The organism is Citrobacter sp. Cm046 (genome assembly GCF_030333065.1).
GTDB classification, from domain to species: domain Bacteria; phylum Pseudomonadota; class Gammaproteobacteria; order Enterobacterales; family Enterobacteriaceae; genus Citrobacter; species Citrobacter murliniae.
In genome coordinates this window covers 262,106-283,624 of record NZ_JAOWGP010000040.1, presented here as the reverse complement: position 1 = coordinate 283,624, position 21,519 = coordinate 262,106, and the positions used below count along the sequence as shown (strand labels likewise).

Sequence of the window (21,519 nt, the reverse complement as noted above, 5' to 3'; positions counted from 1 at the left end):
CCGCACAAAGGAGATGTCGTGAGTCAGGTGATTGAGGGGGCGTATGAAGTGCTGGGTATTTTTGACCGTGTGGAAGAGAAGCGGGATGCCATGCAGTCGCTGATGCTGCCGCCGCCCGCACAACAGGCTCTGGCACAGGCCGCACTGACGTACCGTTTTGGTGAGGACCACCAGCCGGTGACAGCACCTCAGATACTCTCCCCACGCCGCTGGCAGGATGAGAGCAATGACCTGTGGACCACATACCAGCGTATTCAGGAGAACCTGATTAAGGGCGGGCTCAGTGGCCGGAGTGCAAAAGGTGGGCGAACACATACCCGCGCCGTGCGTGGTATCGACGGCGATGTGAAGCTCAACCGGGCTCTCTGGGTGATGGCGGAAGCGATGCTGAGTGGGTTTCAGTCCTGAGCTTGTTATCAGCATGTTGGGAAAGGACACTCCCTGTCCGTTTTACCTCCATTGGATTGAGTGTTTTATCACCGTATTTCACGGTGCGCCGCGTTGGGCTTGCCTCCGGTGGCAGATAAAAAATAGTTCATTCCATGTCCATACCCTGTCCGCCCCCCTCTTTAGAATCATTTCATATTCAGTCAGTTAATTATTACGGAGATTTGAGATAACACAGGCAGAGCGCCGTCACGACCGACTGGCTGTCAGGCTGTCACTGATAATCAGCCGCCTGGTTGCCGGTGAGACGCTGAACATGGCCCGGCTGGCTGCAGAGTTTAGTGTGTCAGTCCGTACCCTGCGACGGGATTTTCGCGAACGGCTGATGTATCTGGACCTGGAGTATCGACGAGGGCAATGCCGCCTGCGCAGCACCAGTGGGGGCGTACAGGGTGAGCTGGATGCGCTGACCTTTGCTCACCGGTCCGGACTGGCCGATATCTTTCCGGGGCTGGACCGGCGTCTGGCGGGCATGCTGCTCACAGCAGGAGGGATGCCCTGTCTGGTGTGGCAACCGCCACAGACTATATCACCGGCCACCTCACTGGTGTTCTACCGTCTCGTCAGTGCTATTACCGCCTGCCAACGGGTACTGCTGCTGGCTGAGGGAGAGCGCTGTGACGGACTGGCCCCGTACCGCCTGATATCACTCGACGGCTGCTGGTACCTCACCGGTGAACTTAACGGGCATATCACCGTGCATCCACTGGCGACCATCCATGCGGTGACAGTCCTCAATACAACTTTCACCCCGCTAAAACGTCTCAGCCAGTTAACCACACAGGCGGGCTTTATCCGGGCCCTTCCGCACTTCAGCTGTATCCGTGAAGTCCTGTCTCCTGGGCCCTCAGAGGAGGAGCCGGGCAACACACTGATTTAATTACCTCTGTTAAGAAGGAAAAACAATGACCTGGCATTACGAGAAAAATGGCATACGCCACGACAATGTGACCGAAGACGACATCACCAGCCTGATTATGCGCGGTGAACTGACTGCATCCACTCTGGTGTGGCGACAGGGAATGGCAGAGTGGCAGCCGGTCTCCGCTACTCCGCTGGCTTCGACGCTGCTCCGGAGCACCACACCACCAGCGCTGCCGGGGAACCGCATTCCGGGTGGCGTTGTGTGGACGCTGGCATTTGCTCCCTTCATTGGCTACGCGCTGGAGTTGTGGACTGCAGGATTGAGCGGGATGTCATTTGACGAGGCATATGATGCCGTCTCGGGTGGGCAGTACTGGTTTATCACGCTGCTGCTCAATATTGCTCTGGGGTATCTCGATGAACGACGCCTGCGTAAGGCCGGAGTGGACACCACCACGTTCGGCAAACTGGCCTGGCTGGTGCCGTTCTATCTGTGGCGGCGGGCGAAAACTCTCGGTCAGAAACCGGCTTACTTCTGGGTATGGCTTTTGATGCTGGCCCTGACTGTCTGGGCCTGAATGACCGCTACCTGATTCTTTCTCTGTTTAGGACCAACGTAATGAAAACACTGATTAAAGTACTGGGTATTACCGGCAGCCTTCTGCTCTGTGTGGGCGCTCAGGCTCAGCCTTATAACCGGACCCTCCCTGCTGTAGTTAATGACAACAACGGGAACATTTTCTGGTGCGATGCGCATCGTCAGGTTACCGGAAAATGCGAAGCCATGTCTGTTGACCGCCTGGGCGGGATGGTCACGGTGCGTTCCGCACCCTTTAAAGACTGCGAAGGCGGCCTGTGGGGCTGGATAACTATCATGCGCAACGATGTGTCGAAAGGATTCACCATTACTCCGGACAAGAAATACGGACTCACCGTAAAAGACCTGTGCCGTCCGGGCACGGTAGTGACCTTTAAACCCAACCAGAAGAAGCCGGAATATGACGACCTGGTGGCACTTTACCAGGGCAAAGAGCTGTTTCGCTACCGGCGCTTCTGATAACACCCGATATCAACCTCTCTTATTTTGCCCGACAGCGGGCTGGATTAATTCAGGAAGAAGACCATGCTGAAAATAATGACCTCTGCTGTACCCGCCCTCATTCTGTCACTTGCCGCCTTCAGTGCCGGTGCCGCTCAGCTTCCGGCAAGCCTGATGGATAAGGACAATCCCGGCCAGGAGTACTGGTGCCAGGGAAACGACATCAACACCTCCATGTGCTCACTCACCGGTATCAGCGACGACCATAAATTTGCCCTGATTCAGGACCTGCCGGGCCCGGCCTGTGAAGACTTAAGCTTCGGGGTTATCGACCTGGTGCGCCAGACCGGTGTCAACATTCCTTACGACGGTGGTGACTGTAAGGGCGATGTACAGGCCGGGTTTGTGCGCGGCACAAAAGATAATGCCCTGTATGTGAAAATTGTCCGGGGCAGTAAAACCCTGCAGCTGTATAAGGTACAAACCGGTTACTGATAATCATCCCACACCTGCATACACCCACAGCCCCTGACGCTTCTGCGTCAGGGGCTTTTGCTTTTAAGGTACACCGAATGCCTGAATCTCACATGCTGCCACCAGGACCGTTCACCCGGCAACAGGCAGAAGCAACTACCCGTCACTATCACAACGTCTGTATTGAAGACGACCAGGGCAGTCACTTCCGCCTGGTGGTCCGCGACGCCGAAGGCCGGATGGTCTGGCGGGCATGGAACTTTGAGCCGGATGCCGGTGAAGGTCTTAACCGTTATATCCGCAGGTCAGGCATCCGCACTGACACTTTCACCCGCTGACCCCGAATCATTTACCAGCAACATTTCACCTTCCCGAACCCACTTTATTACCCCCTACGCCAGCCATCGCCGCTGGCATTTTTTATTAATGGAGACATACCCATGACAACAGCGACACAAAACAACCTTGCATCTGCTAACGAATCCGAATTTGAACTGACCGTAACGCAGGTACCTGACGAACAGCGTATCTGCTTCTGGCCGCAGCACTTTGGCACCATTCCACAATGGATAACCCTGGAGCTGCATATTTTCGCCTGGATGGACCGCTTCTGTGATGAGTACAGCGGTGGTATCTGGTCCTTTTACACGCTCAGCAATGGTGGTGCGTTTATGGCCCCTGATATTGACAATGACGATAAATGGCGTCTGTTCAACAGCATGAACGGCAATAGTGCGGAAATGAGCGTGGAAGCCGCCGGTATCGCGGTCTGCCTGATTGAATACAGCCATCACGCCTGCCGTACAGAGTGTGACGCAATGACCACGCACTATTACCGCCTGCGGGATTACGCCCTGCAGCATCCTGAAGCCCACGCCATTCTGCGTATCATCGACTGACCAGAGGAACAACGAATGAAACAGCTTTCCTTTTTACCCGGCGAGATAACGCCACAGGACCGGCGTCTCATTCAGCGTGCCCTCAGGATTCTGGACCGGCATTTGCATGAGCCCGGGGTAGCCTTCACCTCCACCCACGCCGTACGTGAATGGCTGCGACTGCATATGACCGCGCTTGAGCGGGAAGAGTTCCGGGTGTTGTATCTGGACAACCAGAATCAGCTTATTGCCCATGAGACGCTCTTTAGCGGCACGATTAACCGCACCGAGGTCCATCCCCGGGAAGTGGTCAAACGTGCTCTGTATTTCAATGCGGCGGCGGTGATACTGGCGCATAACCATCCTTCCGGCGAGACGACGCCCAGCCAGGCTGACAAAGCCCTCACGCAGCGACTGGTTCAGGTACTTCAACTGGTGGATATCCGCGTACCTGACCATCTGATTGTTGGTGGCAGGCAAATCTATTCGTTCGCAGAACACGGTCTGCTGTGAGGTATGACATGAAAATTTATATGAACGCAGGGCAATGACGATATACCGCCAGCATCCTGAGTCCCGAATCTTTCGCTACTGCACCGGCAAATACCAGTGGCATGGCAGCGTCTGCCATTACACCGGCAGGGACGTGCCGGATATCTCAGGTGTTCTGGCGGTATACGCCGAACGCCGCTAGGACCGCAACGGGCCCTATGCCTGCCTGATGAGTATTACCCTGAACTGACAAGAAAGGAGGTTATCAATGAGTAACATCACATGGGGCCTGCAGCGGGATATCACGCCGCGTCCGGTAGCCCGTCTGGTGCAGGAGGGCAACCGGCTTCATTATCTGGCTGACCGGGCCAGCATCACCGGCAAGCTCAGTGACGCAGATTGCCGGAAGCTGAATGAAACATTCCCGCTCTTTATCAGCCAGATGGAATCCATGCTGAGCACGGGCGAACTGAATCCGCAACACGCCCACTGCATCACCCTGTATCACAACGGTTTCACCTGCGAAGCCGACACCCGTGGTAGTTGCGGCTACATATACATCACAATTTATCCCACTCAGCGCTAATAACTTTCACGAGAGCAAACATGAAACCTCTACCTGCAACAACTTCGCGGGCGGCGAAGCCTTGCCTGTCGCCCGTGGCAGTCTGGCAAATGCTGCTGACCCGACTGCTCGAAAAACACTATGGCCTGACGCTAAACGACACCCCGTTCAGCGATGAAACGGTTATTCAGGAACATATAGACGCCGGTATCACGCTGGCTGATGCCGTTAACTTTCTGGTGGAAAAATACGAGCTGGTTCGAATTGATCGCAAAGGATTTAGCTGGCAGGAACAATCACCTTATCTTCGGGCTGTAGATATACTGCGAGCGCGACAGGCAACTGGCTTGTTGCAGCAAAGCCGTAATAACACAGTACGGTGAATATTGCGTACAACCTTCCCGATTTAAATTTCTGATCTTTCTCCCTTGTTTACATGTTGCATAATGCGCCTGCCATTCGCTGGTTGGGCGCGTTTGCTTTTTACGGACAAAATATCATGCAAACTGAAGTATTAACCGATCATAGCGAGCTGAGTTGCTCGACCAGTATTGAACGCATAGTGACAGGCCGCGATACAACACTAAATCAGATTGAGCAACTCATCCAGAAACTTGATGCCATTTCACGGCTAACCTCAGAAATTGGCGGTGGTACAGCGCAAGTTTGCGGAAGCTATTTAGGTTTGGAAGCGACTCTCACAGACATTGCGTCCAAAAACTTCAGCGGCGACAAAATCATCCTTATAGTTGCACTCTGAACGTTGTTGAAAAAAACTCTCCCGCATAGTTCAATAAACCACTTGGGATTTTTCTCACTATCTTTCGCAAGGAAGTTTATGCCCGCATCCAATTATTACCAAGCCAAACCGGATGGTTATGTGCGCTTCGAACAAAGCGGAAAGCCTATGGAGGGTGAGTTTTTCAGCTATGAATCATATGATGACGATATTGATCTCAAATGGGGTTACATCCGACCATTCAATAGAGTAATTAGGCAGCAATTAATCGACAATTTACAGGCAACTCACGGCATTGATCTCCAGAGATTCATCTCTCAAGGTGACCTGATCACCTGTGATGCTTTTGTGACCCATAAAGACTTCCAAGCAAAACACCAAGTTGTCCTTGGCTCTTTTGAATTCATTGATGAATCCGAGCTGACAACTGAAAGAGAACTCATTAGTAACTGCCGGGTCGATTTATTACGACGCCAATATACTGTCGGCATCCGGCTTAAACGATCTAAAGAGTCCTTGGACAATCTCAATGCAGAGTTCCTTAAATGGGTAACGCCTTTCTACGAGCCGCTGCGTTACGAGCGGAAATGGTCAACTAAGCATCGCGAAGGGTTATTAGGTTTTGGCTCGTTCGTTGTTATGGCTGTGCTCGCGTATTTCCATTTTAGCTAAGTAATTAGCGTGCGGCTTAGCCAGTCGCACTATCAAAACATCGCAAATTCCGCACCATGATTTCCTCTAGCCTTGATAAAAAACGCGCCACAGAGCTTCCTGCACGTTTGGCACATTCTATGATTTATGTCTGCGCCGCGCGTCGATGACTACCTTGATACCTACTTGCGAGTCAAACTGCGCAATATCCGGCAAACTGTAGCGAAGCTGAGAAATCACGCCAAATTACTCCCTACAGCCAAAATTGCTGGGAGAATGTTTTAACAGTTCACGTAACAGGGCGCAGTTATGTTCAAAAGGCCAGCGTCGGAAGCGTCCTGCTGGCAGGGCTTCAGACCTTCCACACCTGACAGTGTGAATCAGTTAATCCAGCGCCCGACAGATGAACGGGCGCAGCAGAGTGTCCTGGCAACGTCGCTGACGCGCTCGCCCCGGTGCAGCATCAACATAGCAGTGAGTCTGCAGGCATGATTTTTATCACGAATTTTATGGATAGCTTTCTGCATCAGGCGTCTTTCACCTCGAGGAATAGGTGCTATGATCGGTACCGCTCAGTCCTTTTGGTGATTTGTTTTGATTTGGCGATTGATCAGATCGCACAATCCGGGCTGAGTTCCCTCAAAGTGATCTACTATTCTGCGCTATTTAGATGGTAAACCGATACCCGACAACCGTGGCGATGTTACTACTCGATTGATGGATCATATTCGGGCCAACCCTACGAAGGATATTTACGAAGATGATTTCTTCAGTATCCGTTACTTCCGGAAGGGAACAGCGCACATCACTTTTAAACGGTGTGATCTGACAGAAAAGTTGAATGATATCGTGGCGAAGCACTATCCGGGGATGCTGGCAGCGGGATGAAGAGGGTAGGGAGGCAATTCCTTACCTGACCCATTACCTGACCCGATTCGTATAAAACGAAAAAGGAGTCAGACGATTTCTCATCTAACTCCTTGTTTTATTTGGTGGCCCCTGTTGGGTTTGAACCAACGACCAAGCGATTATGAGTCGCCTGCTCTAACCACTGAGCTAAGGGGCCGTGGCGGTGGATTATAAAGTAACTCTGTGCTGCAATCCAGCCATAAGCGTACGGATGCTGTTTTTATAAACAATGTATTTTCAGTCCGTTATACTTGTCCATTGATGTATTGCTGGGAGTGATTATGGTTAAGGACATACTGGCGCCGGGGCTGCGAGTGATTTTTTGCGGCATCAATCCGGGGCTATCTTCGGCGGGGACAGGGTTTCCATTTGCACATCCTGCAAACCGCTTCTGGAAAGTCATCCATCAGGCGGGATTTACCGATCGCCAGCTAAAGCCGGAAGAGGCGGAACATTTGCTGGATTTCCGCTGTGGTGTTACCAAATTTGTCGACAGACCGACGGTACAGGCCAATGAAGTGAAGCTACAGGAAATGCGTAGCGGTGGCCGTAAACTCATTGAGAAAATTGAAGACTATCAGCCTTCGGCGTTAGCTATTCTGGGTAAACAGGCGTTTGAACAAGGTTTCAGCCAGCGTGGGGCGCAGTGGGGAAAACAGACGTTCACGATTGGTGGTACGCAGATCTGGGTGTTGCCAAACCCCAGCGGGTTGAGCCGGATTTCGCTGGAAAAGCTGGTGCAAGCGTATCGGGAATTAGATGACGCCCTGGTTGTTCGCGGGCTGTAAAGAAAAACGCCACCTTGCGGTGGCGTTTGTGCTTATACGGCGAGATTAATCGTCGAGGAAGCTACGCAGCACTTCAGAACGGCTCGGGTGGCGCAGTTTACGCAGCGCCTTCGCTTCGATCTGACGGATACGTTCGCGGGTAACGTCGAACTGTTTACCCACTTCTTCCAGCGTGTGGTCGGTGTTCATATCAATACCGAAGCGCATACGCAGAACTTTCGCTTCACGAGCGGTCAGGCCAGCCAGAACGTCGTGCGTAGCGGCACGCAGGCTCTCAGTAGTGGCAGAGTCCAGCGGCAGCTCGAGGGTGGTATCCTCGATGAAATCACCCAGATGCGAATCTTCGTCGTCGCCAATTGGCGTTTCCATGGAGATAGGCTCTTTGGCAATCTTCAGCACTTTGCGGATCTTATCTTCCGGCATCAACATACGTTCTGCCAGTTCTTCCGGCGTCGGCTCGCGACCCATCTCTTGCAGCATCTGGCGGGAGATACGGTTGAGCTTGTTGATAGTCTCAATCATATGTACCGGGATACGGATGGTACGTGCCTGATCCGCGATCGAACGGGTGATCGCCTGACGGATCCACCAGGTTGCATAGGTGGAGAACTTGTAACCACGACGGTATTCAAACTTATCTACCGCTTTCATCAGACCGATGTTGCCTTCCTGAATCAGATCCAGGAACTGCAGACCACGGTTGGTGTATTTTTTGGCGATAGAGATAACCAGACGCAAGTTTGCTTCAACCATCTCTTTTTTCGCACGGCGGGCTTTCGCTTCACCGATTGACATACGACGGTTGATATCTTTGACCTGCTCAATGGTCAGTCCGGTTTCTTCTTCGATCTGCTGCAGTTTCTGCAGGCCGCGGTGAACATCATCTGCAACGTCGTGCAGTTTTTCAGACCACGGCTTGTTCATTGCGATTGCTGCGTTGAACCAGGTTTCGCTGGTTTCGTTGCCGGTGAACAGAGTAATGAAGTTTTTCTTCGGCATTTTGCACTGCTCAACGCAGAGCTTCATGATCAGACGTTCCTGAGTACGCACACGGTCCATCATGACGCGCATGCTGTTTACCAGGTAGTCGAACTGCTTCGGCACCAGGCGGAACTGTTTGAACACTTCAGACAGCTTCTGAATTTCTTCCTGCGCGGCTGCATGGCTGCGGCCTTTCGCTTTGATAGTGTCACGGGTGATTTCGTACTGAGTACGCAGCTCACCGAATTTCTCACGCGCTAATTCAGGATCGATGCTGTTGTCGTCATCGCTGCTGTCGTCGTCTTCTTCTTCATCTTCGTCTTCGTCGTCATCCATCTCTTCCTGAGAGAGTTCAGAGCCAACGTGCGTCGCTGTTGGTGCCAGGTCTTCTTCCGCGTTCGGATCAACAAAGCCGGTGATCAGATCGGAAAGACGCGCTTCTTCAGCTTCAACGCGATCGTATTGTTCAAGCAGGTAGGTGATGGCTTCCGGGTATTCGGCAACGGAGCATTGAACCTGGTTAATCCCGTCTTCAATACGTTTAGCGATGTCGATTTCGCCTTCACGGGTTAACAGCTCAACGGTACCCATTTCACGCATATACATGCGTACCGGGTCAGTTGTACGGCCGATTTCGGACTCAACGCTGGACAGAACCTGGGCAGCCGCTTCTTCCGCGTCTTCATCGGTGCTGTTGGAGGTTTCGGCAAGCAGCAGATCATCGGCATCCGGTGCTTCTTCCATCACCTGAATACCCATGTCATTGATCATTTGGATGATGTCTTCGATTTGATCTGAATCGACGATATCTTCCGGCAGATGGTCATTGACCTCGGCATAGGTCAGATAGCCTTGCTCCTTACCACGTTGGACAAGAAGCTTCAGCTGTGACTGCGGGTTTTGCTCCATAAGACGGTATCCACACTTAATTCGTTTGATTGGTGTTGGGCGGTAAAACCGCCAACGGCAAAACGAGGGCATACTTATATTTGCCGCTGCCTCTCCGTGCGGCTGTCGGGGTCTTCCCGAACGATATTCGGCAGTTAAGCCGTTAAATACTTCATCCTTCACGTTGTCTCTGCGTTAGCTGCGTTCACTCATCCTGGTCATGTACTGATGTACACTCCCTGGAGTTCGTTCACTTACTGCCTTGATACAACGCGAATGATTTTGTCTTTCGCTTATTTTTTAGCCAGCTCCTGGTTCAGTGTCCAGAGTTCCCGGCGTTCTTCGCTGCTTAAACCGTGTGTGCGCTCACGAGCTATCAACTCTTCCTGGCGCAGTTCAAGCATCGAATCAAACATATGGTTGAGTGAGTCGGTGAAGGTTTTTTCTGCGATATCTTTATCTGCTATATCGTCCCACATCGACAGTTTTTCAAGGGTTGCAGCATCATTTGTGCCGCGATAGTGCTCTAAAAGTTGTCCGGTGGTCAGACCTGGCTGAGACAGACAAGTGTTGACCAGTTCTCTAAATAAGCCAAGTCCGGGTAGCTTATTTTGGTCCAGGGCGCCTAACGGCGGAACCAGCGGTGCTAAGTCCGGGTTTTGCACCAGTAACCCTATCAGTATACGCATGGTAGTGCGTTTTAGCTGTGGAACAGGGCGGGAAGCCCCATTTTCTGCCAGTTTTGGCATTAAACGTTCAAGCTGGCTGTCATCCAGAATGCCGAGCTTGTTCCCTAACTCCTGCCGCAGATAAATACGCAGCGTTTCGCCTGGAACCTGAGTGATCAGCGGCAGTGCTAAAGTGCTTAGCTGTGCACGTCCATCCGGAGTACTCAAATCCACCTGGGGCAGCAGGCTGTTAAATAAAAACGCGGAGAGCGGTAAGGCCTGCTCCATCCGGGTTTCAAATGCCTCTTTCCCTTCTTTACGCACCAGCGTATCGGGATCTTCGCCATCAGGTAAAAACATAAAGCGCAGCTGACGTCCGTCTGTCATGTAAGGCAGTGCGGTTTCCAGCGCGCGCCAGGCAGCATCGCGTCCGGCATGGTCTCCGTCGTAACAGCAAATGACGTTGTTCGTCGCACGGAACAGCAGTTGAATGTGATCGGCGGTGGTTGACGTCCCAAGGGATGCCACGGCGTAGTTAATGCCGAATTGTGCCAGCGCGACCACATCCATATAGCCTTCAACCACTAACAGGCGCTGTGGATCGGCGTTATCCTGTTGGGCTTCATAAAGGCCATACAACTGACGACCTTTATGGAAAATATCGGTTTCCGGGGAGTTCAGGTACTTCGGCAGGGCATCGCCCAGCACGCGTCCACCAAAACCAATCACCCGACCACGTTTGTCGCGGATGGGGAACATAACCCGTTCACGGAAACGATCGTAACTGCGTCCCTGATCGTTGGTGACCAACATACCCGCGTCGATCAGCGATTTGCGATTTTCAGGATTACCGCCAAACCGTTTCAGGACGTTGTCCCAGCCGGGGGGCGCAAAACCAATAGCAAAACGGGTGATCACGTCGCTACTGAGTCCTCGCTTTTCCAGATACTGGCGCGCAGGTGTAGCGGCGGGTTGCATCAGAGACTGTTGATAAAACGTGTTCAGGCCATCCATCAATTGATAAAGACTTTGCCGTTGATGGCGCTCTATCTGACTGGGGCCACTGCCTGCTTCATAAGGCACTTCGAGGTTGTGCATTGCGGCAAGTTCTTCGACGGTTTCCACAAACTCGAGCTTGTCGTAGTTCATGAGAAAATCGACGGCGTTGCCATGCGCGCCACATCCAAAGCAGTGATAAAACTGTTTTTCACCGTTTACGGTGAAAGAGGGGGTTTTTTCGTTATGGAACGGACAGCACGCATGATAATTTTTGCCCTGCTTTTTCAGCTTCACCCGCGCATCGATCAGATCGACAATGTCGGTTCTTGCTAGCAGATCATTAATAAAAACACGTGGAATTCGTCCAGCCATAAGCCCCGTTATTTCTGATGACTATAAACGAAAATAAGCCGCGCATTCCTTTCGGAAGCACGGCCTTACAACTACAACTCGGTCTGAATTGAGAGACTTAGCTCTCAGAAGACTTAGTACAGACGAGTGCGGCGTGCGTTTTCGCGAGCCAGTTTCTTCGCGTGACGTTTCACAGCAGAAGCTTTAGCGCGCTTACGTTCGGTAGTCGGTTTTTCATAAAACTCACGACGACGAACTTCCGCCAGAACACCTGCTTTCTCGCAGGAACGCTTGAAGCGACGCAGTGCTACGTCGAACGGCTCGTTTTCACGTACTTTAATTACCGGCATGTAACTCTCACCTTTAATAAATTCGGTTTGCCGCTGGCATCAACGCCAGCTTATTTCAAAATGGTGCGGAATTTTACTGCAATTGCTGCTGCTTTGTAAAGCACCGACACGATATTGAAAGGGACTTTTATAAGGGTGAGGAGTATACACGACGCTTCTTCCTGGGGCGAACAAAGTTTTACATCAACCCGCATTCGACCTACACTGCGCGGTATTAGAGCGAGGTAAAACAAGACATGCGTGTACTGGGAATTGAAACATCCTGTGATGAAACCGGCATCGCCATTTACGACGATGAAAAAGGTCTTTTAGCCAACCAATTGTATAGTCAGGTGAAATTGCACGCTGACTACGGTGGTGTTGTGCCTGAACTGGCCTCGCGCGATCACGTGCGTAAAACTGTGCCGCTGATTCAGGCTGCGTTAAAAGAAGCGAACCTGACGGCAAAAGATATTGATGCGGTGGCTTATACTGCAGGCCCAGGTCTGGTTGGCGCGCTGCTGGTTGGGGCAACGGTTGGGCGCTCGCTGGCGTTCGCATGGAACGTGCCTGCAATTCCTGTTCACCATATGGAAGGCCATCTGCTGGCACCGATGTTGGAAGATAATCCGCCGGAATTCCCTTTTGTAGCACTGCTGGTTTCCGGTGGACACACACAACTGATTAGCGTCACTGGTATTGGCCAGTATGAACTGCTGGGCGAATCGATTGATGATGCCGCAGGCGAAGCGTTCGATAAAACGGCCAAGCTGTTGGGGCTGGATTATCCTGGCGGCCCGATGCTCTCTAAGCTGGCATCGCAAGGCGTGGAAAAGCGCTTTGTCTTCCCGCGCCCGATGACCGATCGTCCGGGACTGGATTTCAGCTTCTCCGGTCTGAAGACCTTTGCCGCGAACACCATCCGTAATAACGAAAATGACGATCAGACTCGCGCGGATATCGCTCGTGCCTTTGAAGATGCAGTAGTCGATACGCTGATGATCAAGTGCAAACGCGCGTTGGATCAAACCGGTTTTAAACGTCTGGTGATGGCGGGTGGAGTGAGTGCGAACCGTACTCTGCGTGCGAAACTGGCGGAGATGATGCAAAAACGCCGTGGTGAAGTGTTCTATGCGCGCCCGGAATTTTGTACTGATAATGGGGCGATGATCGCCTATGCCGGCATGGTGCGTTTTAAAGCCGGTGCTACGGCAGACCTTGGCGTAACGGTGCGCCCACGCTGGCCGCTGGCGGAATTACCGGCAGCATAAGTTGATATAGTGCCGGATAGCAGTATCCGGCCTACAGATTCCGTAGGCCCGGTAAGCACAGGTTACCGGGCAAGAAAACTACTCCCGCAGCATCCCTTTTTCTTCCAGAAATGTGATTATTTTTTCCAGACCCGCGCCCGTTTTTAAATTAGTAAACGTCCACGGACGCTCGCCGCGCATGCGCATAGTGTCGCGCTCCATAACTGCCAGTGAGGCTCCGACGTAAGGGGCGAGATCGGTTTTGTTGATCACCAGAAAATCAGATTTAGTGATCCCTGGCCCGCCTTTACGTGGGATCTTTTCGCCTTCGGCGACGTCGATCACGTAGATCGTCAGATCCGCTAATTCCGGGCTGAAGGTTGCGCTCAGGTTGTCGCCGCCGCTTTCCACAAAGATCAGCTCCAGATTGCCAAACTTTTTGCTCAGCGCTTCCACCGCAGCCAGATTCATCGAAGCATCTTCGCGGATCGCCGTATGTGGACAGCCGCCGGTTTCCACTCCCACGATTCTTTCCGGCTCCAGCGCCCCCGCTTCGGTGAGAATGCGCTGATCTTCTTTGGTGTAAATATCGTTGGTCACCACAGCCAGTTGGTATGTGTTGCGCATGGCTTTGCATAATGCCTCCAGCAACGCCGTTTTACCGGAACCGACCGGACCACCCACGCCAACGCGCAGGGGATGTTTGTATTCACTCATTTTTTCTCCTCAGGAGCGGAATAATCGGCAATATTGGGTTTCATGTCGGGCAGAGGCGATAGCGGCCAGCGGTGTTGCGGATCCCAGTCCGTCATCAGGACATGTCAGTGCCTGATCCAGGCCCTGCGCATATCGATCGCAAAGCAAAAGAATCAATCGCTGCGCCGCCTGTTGCCCAAAGGGAACCAGTTTGACCCCGGCCATGACGGCGCTCTCGATCCAGCTGTAGCCGAAACTCAGAGCGAGACTGATCAGAGGGATTTTCCAGCGCACGCCCAGCCAGGCCAAACCGCAAAGCTGGCTGTCGGCGAAGATCGCGCGCCATTCCTGGACGCAATCCGGTTCCCAGTCGACTACCAGGCGTGCGAAGGCTGCACCTCTGCTGCGTTCTTCCTCACGCAGTTCTCGGGTTTCCCGACAGGCCAGCAGATATGCCGTCCAGCGGCGAGCGGTACTGATATCATCCAGCTCGCAGGCATGGTAAAGGCGGGCCAGCAGTGGTAAATCGACGGAAAAAAAGTTCTGTTCCATCTGTTGGATTTGCCACTGCGCGAAGGTTTCGGTATCTGTTATCCAGCCGATTTCCACCGCCCACTCCAGACCCTGGGACCAGGTAAACGATCCCACCGGTAAGCTACTGCTGGCGAGCTGCATCAGGCGCAGCTGTTGGGTTTCACGCATCAGTGTGCATGACTGTGATGGTGCCCGTGGGACTCGCTGGCATACGCGCCCGCTTCCGGCTCAAAGGGCAGGTGGGCAAACGTGACCTGTAGATCGAACTGGCGCAGCATGTCATCCAGCACATGATCGTGGTGATAGCGCAGTTCATCGGGCAGAATTTGCAGCGGTACGTGACGGTTTCCCAGGTGATAACAGGCTTTAGCGAGCAGGAACGGATCGGCGCAGTGCACGACGGAGACTGCTTCGTTTGCTGCGATAATTTCTACCACTTCTGTACCTTCTGCCGTGCTCAGACGATCCCCCCCGCGTAACAACAGACCACGTGGCAGCAGTAAACCCGCCTCACGCCCGTCGTTCAGCCGCACTTTCGCGCGGCTTTTGACGCGAACATCGATGGGCAGCGTCAGCGTGGCGGTTACAGCGGCAGAGGTTTCAATACGTTGCGTCAGAAACAGCATCTCGACTCCTTAAAATAAAAAGTAACGTTGCGCCATCGGCAGCACGTCTGCCGGTTCGCTGGTAATTAATTCACCGTCGATGCGTACCTCATAGGTCTGGGCATCGACGGTAATATTGGGTTGCAGACAGTTGTGGATCATGTCGGCTTTTTTTACCGTCCGGCAGCCTTTTGCCACCGCGATAGCGCTTTGCAAATTGAGCTGCTGTGGGATGTTATGTGTAGCAGCAGCTTGCGAAATAAACGTCAGGCGGCTGTGATGGCGTGCTGCGCCGAGTGCCCCGAACATCATGCGGTAATGCACCGGCTGTGGAGTGGGAATCGAGGCGTTGATATCGCCCATCGGCGCGCAGGCAATCATGCCCCCCTTAATGATCGTGGCGGGCTTCACGCCAAAAAAAGCGGGTGACCAGAGCACCAGATCCGCCAGTTTTCCGACCTCTATCGAGCCAACCTCATGGGCGATGCCGTGTGTCAGCGCCGGGTTGATGGTGTATTTGGCGATATAACGTTTAACACGCTGGTTATCGTTGTCGCCGGTCTCTTCCGCCAGCGCGCCGCGCTGGATCTTCATCCGGTGGGCTACCTGCCAGGTTCGCAGGATCACTTCCCCGACACGTCCCATCGCCTGGGAATCTGATGACGTCAGAGAAAACGCGCCAATGTCATGCAGGACGTCTTCGGCAGCGATCGTTTCCCGGCGAATGCGTGACTCGGCAAACGCCACGTCTTCGGCAATATCCGGGTCGAGGTGATGGCAGACCATCAACATGTCCAGATGTTCATCGATGGTATTGACGGTATAAGGCAGCGTCGGGTTGGTGGAAGAGGGTAAAATATTGGCATATGCGCAAGCAGTGATGATATTCGGTGCATGCCCGCCGCCAGCACCTTCAGTGTGGAAGGTATGAATAGTGCGATCGCCGATCGCCGCCAGTGTATCTTCGACGAAGCCGGACTCATTCAACGTATCGCTGTGTAGCGCGACCTGAATGTCCATTTCTTCGGCCACGCTCAACGCACAGTCGATCGCCGCAGGTGTTGCGCCCCAGTCCTCATGGATCTTCAGACCGATCGCACCTGCCATTACCTGTTCGCGTAGAGCATCAGGACTCGAGCCGTTGCCTTTGCCCAGAAGACCAATATTGACCGGTAGCGTGTCTGCCGCCTGTAACATCCGGGCGATATACCACGGACCTGGCGTGCAGGTTGTCGCATGGGTCCCGGCAGCAGGACCTGTGCCGCCACCGATCATTGTTGTCACGCCGGAGACCAGCGCCTCTTCTGCCTGTTGTGGGCAGATCCAGTGAATATGGGTATCCACGCCACCTGCGGTGACGATCTTTCCTTCACCGGCTATCGCTTCCGTCCCTACACCGATCGGGATCGTGACATCGGGCTGTATATCCGGGTTGCCCGCTTTGCCTATAGCGACGATCCTGCCCTCTTTTATGCCGATATCTGCTTTGACGATCCCCCAGTGATCGATGATCAACGCGTTAGTGATCACCAGGTCCACGCACGCCTGAGCGTTCATTTGCCCCTGGCCCATACCATCGCGGATCACCTTTCCACCGCCGAATTTGACCTCCTCACCGTAAGTGGTGAGATCGTTTTCTACTTCGATCCACAGTTCGGTATCTGCCAGACGGACTTTGTCACCAGTGGTGGGGCCAAACATGTCGGCGTAGGCCTGCCGGGATAGATCACTCATTGTCTGCCTCCAGCGCGCCCATCACGTCGCCGCGAAAACCAAAGATCCGCTGTGCACCCGCCACGCGAACCAGTTCGACTTCCCGCTTTTGACCAGGCTCGAAACGTACTGCTGTACCTGCAGGAATATTCAGACGAAAACCTAATGCTTTTGGACGATCAAAACGCAGCGCCGGATTGACCTCATAAAAGTGATAATGCGATCCGACCTGAACGGGGCGATCGCCATGGTTCTCCACCACGATCGTGCAGGTTTCTCTTCCTGCGTTGATAGCGATATTTCCCGCCAGAATTTTATATTCACCAGGGATCATGACCGCTCCTTATATGATCGGGTTGTGAACGGTGACCAGCTTCGAACCGTCCGGGAAGGTGGCTTCAACCTGAATGTCTGGGATCATTTCCGGCACCCCCTCCATCACCTGATCGCGGGTCAGAACGTGGCGACCGTCTTCCATCAGTGATGCAACGGTTTTGCCGTCACGCGCACCTTCCATGATGAAGGCGCTAATCAACGCTACCGATTCCGGGTAATTGAGCTTCAGTCCGCGGGCCAGACGGCGCTCCGCCACCAGCGCGGCAGTAAAGAGCAACAACTTGTCTTTTTCTCTGGGAGTCAGTTCCATAGTGGTTCTCTTATGTTTGCCAGATTCGGGGTAGTACAGGGGGTTTTTGAGTCAGCAGCGGGCGCAGAAACTGCCAGAGGTTGCGCATTACGCGCTGAACGACCAGGTTGTCATTGGCGAGAACGCGTACCGTCAACAATGAGTCGACCACCGTTGCCCCGGTATAATCGCCGAGAGGCGCAAGCCGTTCGCGAATGCCATCCAACATGTTTTCTGTGGCCGGATAGCACAGCAGCGTGCCAAGCCAGGGCTGACAGGCAAGGGCATTCAGTTCACCGTTTTGAATATGTAGCCGTTCTATCAGCAACGGCAAACCCTCTCGCCACACCTCCAGACGGCTGTGTAGCGAGCCGTGGTTGAAGGCTTCCTGCATCACCGGTCGCCCCAGGCAGTAGAGATCCCAGGCCAGCAGACGGCTGTTACTGGCAAGATGAAACGCGGACTGAAGGTTCGCGTGTGCGCCGGGAAAGAGGATCGTATCCTGCGGGAGCCATTCCAGCGTGCTTTGCGGAGCGAGTGTAAAATCCTGGCGCAGTACTGCCAGTGGACCTGAACTGCGATAAAACTTCCCTGCACCGGGCATGGTGATTAACGCGTGGCTTTTGTTATCCAGAGCGACGGAGATATGTAACTCATCGCCTCCGACAATCCCGCCGGGCGGATGAAGTAAATAGAGGTGGCACACGTCTTCTTCCGGGTAGAACGGGCGTTGTACCGTTAGTGGACCAACATGGCGAGCTGAAGCGAGCACTGTTTTGTGCGCGGAACGGGTGAACCGCAGGTCCAGTTCAGCCTGCCAGCCCCGTGTGAGTGTCTCGTGCGCCGCGGTGTCCAGAGCGTTTCCCTTATCAACGTGAGGATGTGTGCATACCAAAAAGTATGCCTCAGCGCACAGGTAAACGGTCATACAAGAAGCTTATGGAAAAAAGGGGCGGCATCATGTCGCCCCAACGAGGTTTACAGCAAAACGAGAGGCATCCAGACCAGACCGGTTATCACCAACAGCACCAGGAAGATCAGGCCGAAAATTGCGCCCAGCCGCCAGTAATCAACCGTTGGTAAATAGCCGCTGCCGTAATAGATCGGGCTTGGACCTGTTGCGTATGGGGTAAGAATACTGCCCAGACCAATTGCAGCCCCTACCATCAGGCAGAATACTGGCAGCGGGATTGCCGGCATTGCCAGTGCGGCAGCAATCATCATTGGAGCCAGTGCGGAGGTATAAGCTGTGGCACTGGCAAAGAAGTAGCGCAGCAGGTAAAACACCACGATCAGTGCCACCATTACCATGATGGGCGAGTAACCGCTTAGTCCGTTCGCCAGTAATTTACCAAACCAGGTAATAAAGCCGGTGTTATTTAGCCCGGTCGCCAGGGTAATCAGTGAGGCCAGCCAGAAAAAGACGTTCCATGCTGCTTTATTACTGACAATGTCATCCCAGGATATGATACGTAGCACCAGCATCAGTGCGACGACGCTGTAACCGACCATTGCGGCATCGATATAATCGCCGCCAAAGATCCACAGCACCAGTGCCCCGACCATCAGTACCAGCATTTTCTTTTCTCGCGAGCAGAGGGGGCCCATCGCGTTAAGTTCCGACTCTGCCCAGAGAGGAACCTGATTGCCTGATTTCAGCACCGGTGGGTACAGCACATACGCCAGCCATGGCACTAACAACATCAGTAAAATGCTCAGCGGCAGCATACCTAAGAACCAGTCGCCCCAGCTTAGTGCGGTATGAGAAGCGCCTTTCATCAGGCCAATCAGCAGCAGGTTTGGCGCCATTGCCGTTAAGAAAATGGCGCTGGTGACGCAGTCAGCGACGATTCCCATCCACATAATATAGGAGCCAATAGAGCGAGAACTGGAATCATTCGGCTGTGAATTATACAGCGGCGGCAGGTTACGAATAATCGGATAGATAATTCCTGCACCACGCGCAGAGTTGGAAGGGGTGACGGGGGCGAGGATCAGCTCAGAAAACATCACCGCATAGCCGAGAAACAGTGTACGGTGTCCCATCCTTTTCACCAGCCATAGCGCAATACGCCGACCCAGACCGGTTTTCTCATAACCGGTACCGAACATAAATGCTGCGAAAATCAGCCAGATAACCGAGTTTGAAAAACCAGAAACTGCCCACGACAATGATTTGGCGGTAAATTTAAAACCGTCCTGGGCAAGTTGTTCAGGGCTAAATAACAGCCATGGCGAAAGTACAGCGATGATCGAGATCCCGATCATTGCCACCACAGCGCCTGGTACAGGTTCCAGAATGAGTCCCACAATCACACCGGTAAAGACGGCAAAATAGAGCCAGGTATGACTCTCAAGACCAGTGGGAACGGGCAGAACAGCAATAATGGCGATGACCACCAGCGGAGCCAGGTATCGCCACCAACCAGCTAAAGGTGCCATTGTTGTATCCCTGCGAAAAGAGGAGAGGCATCACGCCTCTCCGGGAGGGTTATTTGATGTAGTGCACGTGCTCGCAGATCTCGTCCACGATAGGGTCGCGACGTTCAGCGAACAGCTTTTTGTTTTCAGCGATCAGGTTGTTACCGTGGGTATCGATGGAGACAATCAGCGGACCGAACTCTTTTACCCGACAAACCCATAGCGATTCCGGCATCCCAAGCTCTGTCCAGTGCACTTCTTCGATCTCTTCAACCTGCGTTGCGGCAACTACCGCACACCCTGCGGGGAAGATCACATGCAGCGCTTTAAACTGCTTACATCCTTCTTCAGTCAACGGCCCCATGCCACCTTTACCGACGACCAGTTTCACGCCAGTTTGCTCAATGAACTCTTTCTCAAAGGCCTCCATACGCATGCTGGTGGTTGGACCGACGGAGACCATCTCCCATTTTTCCCCGTTCTTACGCACGATAGGCCCGGCGTGGAAGATCGCTTTACCGTTGAGGTCGAAAGGAATAGGACGTTTAAGCTCGATCAGGCGGCGATGACATACGTCACGGCAGGTGACCAGCGTACCGGTAAGGTAAATCACATCGCCAACGCGAATATCTTCCAGGTCTTCGGCTTTGATCGGGGTTGTCAGGATCTTTTTCATAACGCGCTCCGGGTGTGAGACAGATTTTCGAAGGAGAGATCGGCATGAACCAGCAGCGTGCCGCGACGATGCGCCCAGCAGCCGGTAGAAACGGCGACACCAATCGTCGATGGATGACGTGCAGCGGATTCAATATGTACACCCATGACGGAACTATTGCCGGTTAGCCCCTGTGGACCAATCCCCAGACGGTTAAGTCCCTCTTCCAGACGCAGTTCCAGCTCAGCGGCTTTTGGATTTGGGTGGCGTGTTCCAATAGGACGCAGAACGGCCTTACGTGAGAGCACGGCAGCGGTTTCCACGGAAGTGGCGATACCAACGCCTACCAGCACTGGCGGGCAGGCGTTTACCGCCAGTGTTGAAATGTTTTCGAAGACAAATTTCACCACGCCTTCATAACCTTCGGAGGGCATTAACACTTTGGAACGTCCTGGTAACGTACAGCCTCCACCTGCCATATAGACTTCGATTTCAGCATCATCACCGTCAGGGATGATGTCCCAGGTCACCCACGGCACGCCGGTACCGGTATTTTTCCCGGTATTTACTTCGTCAAAAATCTCTACTGCGTTATGGCGCAGCGGTGCTTTTACCGTGGCATCTTCAACGGCCTGCTTAAGAATGCTTTGCAGTTCACCCAGGAGAGGAAAACGTGAACCGACCTTCACAAAGAACATGATCTCACCGGTGTCCTGACACGCCGGGCGATTCAGGTCGATAGCTTTTTGCATGTTATCGAACATGGTGTGATAGATAATTTTGCCCATGGGCGAGGTTTCGCCTTCCCGTAGCTGTTTTAATTTATCCACAACGTCATCGGGCATCCGGGTAGAAATCATGGCGGTAAAATCAGCGACAATGTTAGTCAACGTCTTTATCGCATTCTGGTTATTTTGATTGCTCATCATGTCAACTCCAGTTCTTTTATTTATCTGGA

General features: G+C 53.1%; 27 protein-coding genes, 1 tRNA gene and 3 pseudogenes. 16 read left to right on the top strand and 15 right to left on the bottom strand.

Features of this window, described 5'->3' with window-relative positions; genetic code table 11:
• From OGX98_RS13450 to OGX98_RS13390, 13 genes and pseudogenes are all read left to right on the top strand, one after another.
• Positions 1–408 (top strand): DUF932 domain-containing protein (locus tag OGX98_RS13450; RefSeq protein WP_286595396.1); only part of this gene is annotated, 408 nt, incomplete at its 5' end.
• Positions 409–616: 208 nt separating this feature from the next.
• Positions 617–1,327 carry a hypothetical protein gene (locus OGX98_RS13445; protein WP_024198336.1) on the top strand — a complete coding sequence of 237 codons (711 nt, stop codon included), beginning with the start codon at positions 617–619 and terminating at the stop codon, positions 1,325–1,327.
• Positions 1,328–1,352: 25 nt separating this feature from the next.
• A complete protein-coding gene (locus tag OGX98_RS13440; protein WP_000219797.1) occupies positions 1,353–1,889 on the top strand; it encodes a DUF4339 domain-containing protein in 537 nt (178 codons plus the stop codon).
• A gap of 41 nt (positions 1,890–1,930) precedes the next feature.
• Positions 1,931–2,368, top strand: a complete 438-nt coding sequence (locus OGX98_RS13435; protein WP_024198335.1) for a hypothetical protein — start codon at positions 1,931–1,933, stop codon at positions 2,366–2,368.
• Positions 2,369–2,434: 66 nt separating this feature from the next.
• Complete coding sequence (locus tag OGX98_RS13430; protein ID WP_286595395.1) at positions 2,435–2,845, top strand: hypothetical protein; 411 nt, start codon at positions 2,435–2,437, stop codon at positions 2,843–2,845.
• Between the two features lie 77 nt (positions 2,846–2,922).
• On the top strand, positions 2,923–3,162 hold the full coding sequence (locus OGX98_RS13425; RefSeq protein ID WP_286595393.1) for a DUF905 domain-containing protein: 240 nt from the start codon (positions 2,923–2,925) through the stop codon (positions 3,160–3,162).
• Between the two features lie 102 nt (positions 3,163–3,264).
• A complete protein-coding gene (locus OGX98_RS13420) occupies positions 3,265–3,723 on the top strand; it encodes an antirestriction protein (protein WP_286595392.1) in 459 nt (152 codons plus the stop codon).
• 15 nt (positions 3,724–3,738) lie between these two features.
• Positions 3,739–4,215: a JAB domain-containing protein gene (locus tag OGX98_RS13415; protein ID WP_286595391.1), complete on the top strand. Its 477-nt coding sequence runs from the start codon at positions 3,739–3,741 to the stop codon at positions 4,213–4,215.
• Positions 4,216–4,249: 34 nt separating this feature from the next.
• Positions 4,250–4,396, top strand: a complete 147-nt coding sequence (locus OGX98_RS13410; protein ID WP_286595390.1) for a DUF987 family protein — start codon at positions 4,250–4,252, stop codon at positions 4,394–4,396.
• Positions 4,397–4,462: 66 nt separating this feature from the next.
• Positions 4,463–4,780 (top strand): type IV toxin-antitoxin system YeeU family antitoxin, encoded by a 318-nt coding sequence (locus tag OGX98_RS13405; protein WP_286595389.1) that lies wholly within the window; start codon positions 4,463–4,465, stop codon positions 4,778–4,780.
• A 20-nt stretch (positions 4,781–4,800) separates the two neighbouring features.
• The gene (locus OGX98_RS13400) at positions 4,801–5,142 is read left to right on the top strand and encodes a TA system toxin CbtA family protein (RefSeq protein ID WP_286595388.1); all 342 of its coding nucleotides are present in this window, start codon (positions 4,801–4,803) and stop codon (positions 5,140–5,142) included.
• Positions 5,143–5,258: 116 nt separating this feature from the next.
• Positions 5,259–5,423 (top strand): annotated as a pseudogene (locus tag OGX98_RS13395) (DUF4942 domain-containing protein); the annotation flags it as partial.
• 174 nt (positions 5,424–5,597) lie between these two features.
• Complete coding sequence (locus OGX98_RS13390; protein ID WP_286595387.1) at positions 5,598–6,170, top strand: hypothetical protein; 573 nt, start codon at positions 5,598–5,600, stop codon at positions 6,168–6,170.
• 237 nt (positions 6,171–6,407) lie between these two features.
• Here OGX98_RS13390 and OGX98_RS13385 read toward each other — a convergent pair.
• Positions 6,408–6,676 (bottom strand): annotated as a pseudogene (locus OGX98_RS13385) (helix-turn-helix domain-containing protein); the annotation flags it as partial.
• A 127-nt stretch (positions 6,677–6,803) separates the two neighbouring features.
• Between OGX98_RS13385 and OGX98_RS13380 the strand changes: the two are divergent.
• A pseudogene (locus tag OGX98_RS13380) lies at positions 6,804–7,037 on the top strand (DUF4942 domain-containing protein); the annotation flags it as partial.
• A gap of 102 nt (positions 7,038–7,139) precedes the next feature.
• On the opposite strand, the gene OGX98_RS13375 reads toward OGX98_RS13380, so the two are convergent.
• Positions 7,140–7,215 (bottom strand) — tRNA-Ile (locus OGX98_RS13375).
• A 124-nt stretch (positions 7,216–7,339) separates the two neighbouring features.
• Between OGX98_RS13375 and mug the strand changes: the two genes are divergently transcribed.
• Entirely contained in the window at positions 7,340–7,846 is a 507-nt protein-coding gene (mug, locus tag OGX98_RS13370; RefSeq protein ID WP_045447729.1) for a G/U mismatch-specific DNA glycosylase, read from the top strand.
• 45 nt (positions 7,847–7,891) lie between these two features.
• Here mug and rpoD read toward each other — a convergent pair whose 3' ends face one another.
• The 3 genes from rpoD to rpsU form a co-directional block, all read right to left on the bottom strand.
• Positions 7,892–9,736, bottom strand: a complete 1,845-nt coding sequence (rpoD, locus tag OGX98_RS13365; protein ID WP_045447727.1) for an RNA polymerase sigma factor RpoD — start codon at positions 9,734–9,736, stop codon at positions 7,892–7,894.
• 272 nt (positions 9,737–10,008) lie between these two features.
• A complete protein-coding gene (gene dnaG / locus OGX98_RS13360) occupies positions 10,009–11,754 on the bottom strand; it encodes a DNA primase (protein WP_286595386.1) in 1,746 nt (581 codons plus the stop codon).
• Between the two features lie 113 nt (positions 11,755–11,867).
• The gene (rpsU, locus tag OGX98_RS13355; RefSeq protein WP_001144069.1) at positions 11,868–12,083 is read right to left on the bottom strand and encodes a 30S ribosomal protein S21; all 216 of its coding nucleotides are present in this window, start codon (positions 12,081–12,083) and stop codon (positions 11,868–11,870) included.
• A 236-nt stretch (positions 12,084–12,319) separates the two neighbouring features.
• On the opposite strand from rpsU, the gene tsaD reads away from it, so the two are divergent.
• Positions 12,320–13,333 carry a tRNA (adenosine(37)-N6)-threonylcarbamoyltransferase complex transferase subunit TsaD gene (gene tsaD, locus OGX98_RS13350; RefSeq protein ID WP_045447717.1) on the top strand — a complete coding sequence of 338 codons (1,014 nt, stop codon included), beginning with the start codon at positions 12,320–12,322 and terminating at the stop codon, positions 13,331–13,333.
• Between the two features lie 78 nt (positions 13,334–13,411).
• Here the strand turns inward: tsaD and ureG are convergent, their stop codons facing one another.
• The 10 genes from ureG to ttdA all read right to left on the bottom strand — a co-directional run bounded on the left by ureG (position 13,412) and on the right by ttdA (position 21,490).
• Entirely contained in the window at positions 13,412–14,029 is a 618-nt protein-coding gene (gene ureG / locus OGX98_RS13345) for an urease accessory protein UreG (RefSeq protein ID WP_045447714.1), read from the bottom strand.
• A 9-nt stretch (positions 14,030–14,038) separates the two neighbouring features.
• The gene (locus OGX98_RS13340) at positions 14,039–14,710 is read right to left on the bottom strand and encodes an urease accessory protein UreF (RefSeq protein ID WP_286595385.1); all 672 of its coding nucleotides are present in this window, start codon (positions 14,708–14,710) and stop codon (positions 14,039–14,041) included.
• Positions 14,710–15,168 (bottom strand): urease accessory protein UreE, encoded by a 459-nt coding sequence (ureE, locus tag OGX98_RS13335; RefSeq protein WP_225761446.1) that lies wholly within the window; start codon positions 15,166–15,168, stop codon positions 14,710–14,712. Before ureE ends, OGX98_RS13340 begins: the two co-directional genes overlap by 1 nt.
• Before the next feature lie 9 nt (positions 15,169–15,177).
• A complete protein-coding gene (gene ureC, locus OGX98_RS13330) occupies positions 15,178–16,881 on the bottom strand; it encodes an urease subunit alpha (protein ID WP_286595384.1) in 1,704 nt (567 codons plus the stop codon).
• Positions 16,874–17,194, bottom strand: coding sequence for an urease subunit beta (locus OGX98_RS13325; RefSeq protein ID WP_286595383.1), 321 nt, complete (start codon positions 17,192–17,194; stop codon positions 16,874–16,876). Before OGX98_RS13325 ends, ureC begins: the two co-directional genes overlap by 8 nt.
• A gap of 9 nt (positions 17,195–17,203) precedes the next feature.
• Positions 17,204–17,506, bottom strand: a complete 303-nt coding sequence (locus OGX98_RS13320; RefSeq protein ID WP_045447688.1) for an urease subunit gamma — start codon at positions 17,504–17,506, stop codon at positions 17,204–17,206.
• A 10-nt stretch (positions 17,507–17,516) separates the two neighbouring features.
• Complete coding sequence (locus tag OGX98_RS13315; RefSeq protein WP_286595382.1) at positions 17,517–18,380, bottom strand: urease accessory protein UreD; 864 nt, start codon at positions 18,378–18,380, stop codon at positions 17,517–17,519.
• 83 nt (positions 18,381–18,463) lie between these two features.
• Positions 18,464–19,927, bottom strand: coding sequence for an anion permease (locus tag OGX98_RS13310; RefSeq protein ID WP_286595381.1), 1,464 nt, complete (start codon positions 19,925–19,927; stop codon positions 18,464–18,466).
• Between the two features lie 49 nt (positions 19,928–19,976).
• Positions 19,977–20,582: a L(+)-tartrate dehydratase subunit beta gene (gene ttdB / locus OGX98_RS13305; RefSeq protein ID WP_045447683.1), complete on the bottom strand. Its 606-nt coding sequence runs from the start codon at positions 20,580–20,582 to the stop codon at positions 19,977–19,979.
• Positions 20,579–21,490, bottom strand: coding sequence for a L(+)-tartrate dehydratase subunit alpha (gene ttdA, locus OGX98_RS13300; protein WP_370637214.1), 912 nt, complete (start codon positions 21,488–21,490; stop codon positions 20,579–20,581). Before ttdA ends, ttdB begins: the two co-directional genes overlap by 4 nt.
• Positions 21,491–21,519: the final 29 nt, after the last annotated feature.